This window comes from Frankia sp. CoWAU3, assembly GCF_977971855.1.
In genome coordinates, this window is record NZ_CDWWXB010000003.1 from 54609 (window position 1) to 57646 (window position 3038).

A 3038-nucleotide genomic window follows, 5' to 3' on the forward strand; every position below is an offset into this window, starting at 1 on the left:
GGGGGGCGTCGGCGGACCTTCGTCGCCCTGCTGTCCGTCGAGATCCTCTTCGCTGTCGCCAGCGGGATGAAGGGGGTGTTCGCGACCAGCGTGTGGGGAGTGCTGATCGCGTTCTCCGTCGCCCGCGGCCGGCTTCCGATGCGGTGGATCGTCGCGGCCGCCGCCATCTTCGTCCTCGTGCTGATTCCCTACAACGCCTCCTACCGGGCCCAGGTACGCGGCCAGAGCCACACCATGGACGCTCGGTCGGCGGTGTCCATGGCGCCGACCGTGCTGGGCCGGACGCTGGCCGGGGACGCCCCCGCGGGGGAAGGCCCCGGGGAGTCACCGTTGGAGTACCTGACCTCGCGGATGCGAGGCATCGACAGTCTGGCCATCGTCGTCCAGCTGTCTCCCGACATCGTTCCCTACCGGGACATCAACGAGCTGTTCCTGGCTCCCGTCCTGACCGCCGTGCCCCGGGCGGTCTGGCCCGACAAACCGATCAGGGCCACCGGCTACGAGTTCAAACAGCAGTACCTCTCGGGGAACGCCCGGATCTACTCCGCGGCCGCTGTCTCCCCCCAGGCCGACCTCTATCTGCACGGGGGCTTGCTTCCCCTGCTGGTCGGCATGGCACTACTGGGCGCCGGTTTCCGACTGATCGACGAGGCGTGGGACCCGATGAAGGATCTACGCTACATCGTGATCTTCGTTCCGCTCTTCCTCCAACTGGTCAACTCCGAGAGCAGCGTGGGGGACCTCCTCGCGGCGTTGCCCATCCAGCTGGCCGTGCTGTTCCTGACGGCACGCTTCGCCTACGGTGGCGCCCGGCCCGCAACGAAGGGAAAAAATCTTGCTTATGGACGCCAGTGATGTTCTTTACCGAACCAAGATCTCGATCGCCGGTGCCCTGACGTCCCCGGCGGTGGGAACGGTCATCGCGGCGGCCACCCGCAACCGGGTCCCCAACCACGGGCTGCGTTTCGACGTGGCTGACCGCGGCTTCACCCCGCAGGCGCGGGCGGCGCTGTTCTGGCGGCTGTACGAAGGGGCCGAGATCCGGATGATCCGCCGTCATCTCACGACCTCGGGCACCGTCGTGGAACTCGGTGCGAGCCTGGGCATCACCAGCGCGCATATCGCCTCGCGGCTGGCACCCGGCTCGCGGCTGGTGTGCGTGGAGGCCAATCCCCACCTCATCGAGGGCCTCACGCGACGCCTGGCCGCGTACGCCGGGCACATCACCCTGGACGTGGAGAACAGGGCGATCACGCAGGCCGTGGGTCCGGTGGCGTTCGCCCTCGTCGGGAACAACCTCGGTTCCCGGTTGTGGGACGACGCGTCACGGCGGAGCGTCACCATTCCGGCGGCCACGCTTCGGGACCTGCTGGTACGCAAGAGGATCGCGGAGTTCGACCTCGTCAGCGACATCGAGGGTGCGGAGGCGTCGTTCCTGCTGGGGGATCCGGGCGCGCTGGACCGGTGCCGTCGAGCGGTGTTCGAGATGCACGACACGACCTTCGAGGGACGGCCCGTCACCGCGGCGGACCTGCTCGACGCCGCGCGTGGACTGGGCTTCCAGGTGGTCGACCGCCACGGAGTGGTGGTCACGCTCAGCCGGGACGGGTGAGCTCCCCCGTGCCGGCCGCCTTCTCCCGCCGGTCGGCTCCCCCCGCGGGGTCCGACGGACCGATCGGCCGGTCCTGGGCCGGGCGAGGACGCGGGACGGAGCGGGCCTCGCGTGTCCATGTACTCCACCGGGACGCCCGGGGTTCCCCGGGCAGGGTCTGGTCGATGTCGGGGATGCGGGCGAGACCGTCCACGACGCCGCGCAGGCCGCAGTGGACGCGGACGATTCCGCGCCGGCGCACCAGCTCGGACACGGCGACCCGGGGCAGCACTGCCAGGAGCAACCAGGCGGTCACCAGTGCCACCTGCCGCGGGCGGCCGTGGATGCGGGCGAACCACAGCCGGTTGCGCACCGTGTAGTAGGTGTAGCCGTTGCCGGGTACCGTCCCCCCACCGGTGTGCCAGGCCTGGGCCGGACTGACGAGGACACGCCACCCGGCCGCCCGAGCGCGGTGGCAGAGATCCACGTCCTCGTAGTACAGGAAGTACCGAACGGCCATCGGCACCTGCCGATGACACTCGGCCTTGACAAAGGTGATCGCGCCGGTGACCCACGGCACGTCATCGGCGTGGTCCGTGGGGGTCCGGCGGGCGCGCGGCACGGTGAAGACGCGGGTGAGCCCGGCGAAGCCCGGATGCAGACCGTCGGCGTTGACCAGAGTGGGTCCGACGATGCCCACGCCCGGGCGGGACAGTAGTTCCAGACAGGCATCGACGGTGGCCGGCACGAGCTGGACGTCATTGTTGAGCAGGAGATAGCAGTCGGTGGCCGGATAGGCGTCACACGCGTGCCGGAAGCCGCCGCCGAAACCGAGGTTGCCGGGGGGGACGAGCCAGGCCGTCTCCTCCCCGAGGCCGTCGGGTCGTCCTCGCAGGTCGTTCGCCACCACGACGACCTCGCTGATCTGAGGCATCGCCGCCAGCTGCGCGGCCAGATCCATCGTCGGCCCGGTCGGCCCCCAGTGGACGATGACCGCCGTGGTCCTCATGCGCGCACCAGGGACTCGGGAACTTGCCCGGACGTGGGTCGCGGGGTGGAGGGCGGGACGTCTGGCACGGCCAACGTGGACCAGGGTGCCGCCATCAGGGGCCGCCGGGCCGGCGGCGGAACCTCCGCGTCGACGATGCGGTACCCGTGCCCGCGCAGCAGGTCGCCGACGGCCTCGGCATTGCGTCCGGTGACCTCGCAGATCACGGTCGGGCGGATGTCGCCCAGAAGCCTGCGCCCACCGCTGAGGACCGCGTGCTCGGCCCCCTCCACGTCGATTTTCACGACGTCCGGTGCCGGGAAATGGGTGAGCAGGCCGTCCAGAGTGAAGGTCGGCACGAGCTGTGCCGCGCGGGTGCCGCCGGTCTGGCTGCTGCCGAATCCGTCCAGATGGCTGGTCGCGCGGTTGCGACTCGCGATGTGGAACGTGCTGATCCCC

3 protein-coding genes and 1 pseudogene are annotated in these 3038 nt (G+C 70.2%); 2 read left to right on the forward strand and 2 right to left on the reverse strand.

Going from position 1 to position 3038, the window contains the following annotated elements:
* Both AC08ON_RS00990 and AC08ON_RS00995 read left to right on the forward strand, forming a co-directional pair.
* A pseudogene (locus AC08ON_RS00990) lies at positions 1 to 855 on the forward strand (hypothetical protein); the annotation flags it as partial.
* Positions 842 to 1612 carry an FkbM family methyltransferase gene (locus AC08ON_RS00995; RefSeq protein ID WP_476607858.1) on the forward strand — a complete coding sequence of 257 codons (771 nt, stop codon included), beginning with the start codon at positions 842 to 844 and terminating at the stop codon, positions 1610 to 1612. The pseudogene AC08ON_RS00990 and the gene AC08ON_RS00995, both read left to right, overlap by 14 nt.
* Here the strand turns inward: AC08ON_RS00995 and AC08ON_RS01000 are convergent.
* Together AC08ON_RS01000 and AC08ON_RS01005 are read right to left on the reverse strand one after the other, a co-directional pair.
* Positions 1596 to 2600, reverse strand: coding sequence for a glycosyltransferase (locus AC08ON_RS01000; protein WP_476607859.1), 1005 nt, complete (start codon positions 2598 to 2600; stop codon positions 1596 to 1598). The genes AC08ON_RS00995 and AC08ON_RS01000 overlap by 17 nt on opposite strands.
* Positions 2597 to 3038 (reverse strand): FkbM family methyltransferase (locus AC08ON_RS01005; protein WP_476616298.1); only part of this gene is annotated, 442 nt, incomplete at its 5' end. The genes AC08ON_RS01000 and AC08ON_RS01005, both read right to left, overlap by 4 nt.

What these genes read in the sequence shown, in the direction of transcription:
- AC08ON_RS00995 (WP_476607858.1), top strand. Translation starts at nt 842, where the DNA reads ATGGACGCCAGTGATGTTCTTTACCGAACCAAGATCTCGATCGCCGGT.
- AC08ON_RS01000 (WP_476607859.1), bottom strand. Translation starts at nt 2,600, where the DNA reads ATGAGGACCACGGCGGTCATCGTCCACTGGGGGCCGACCGGGCCGACG.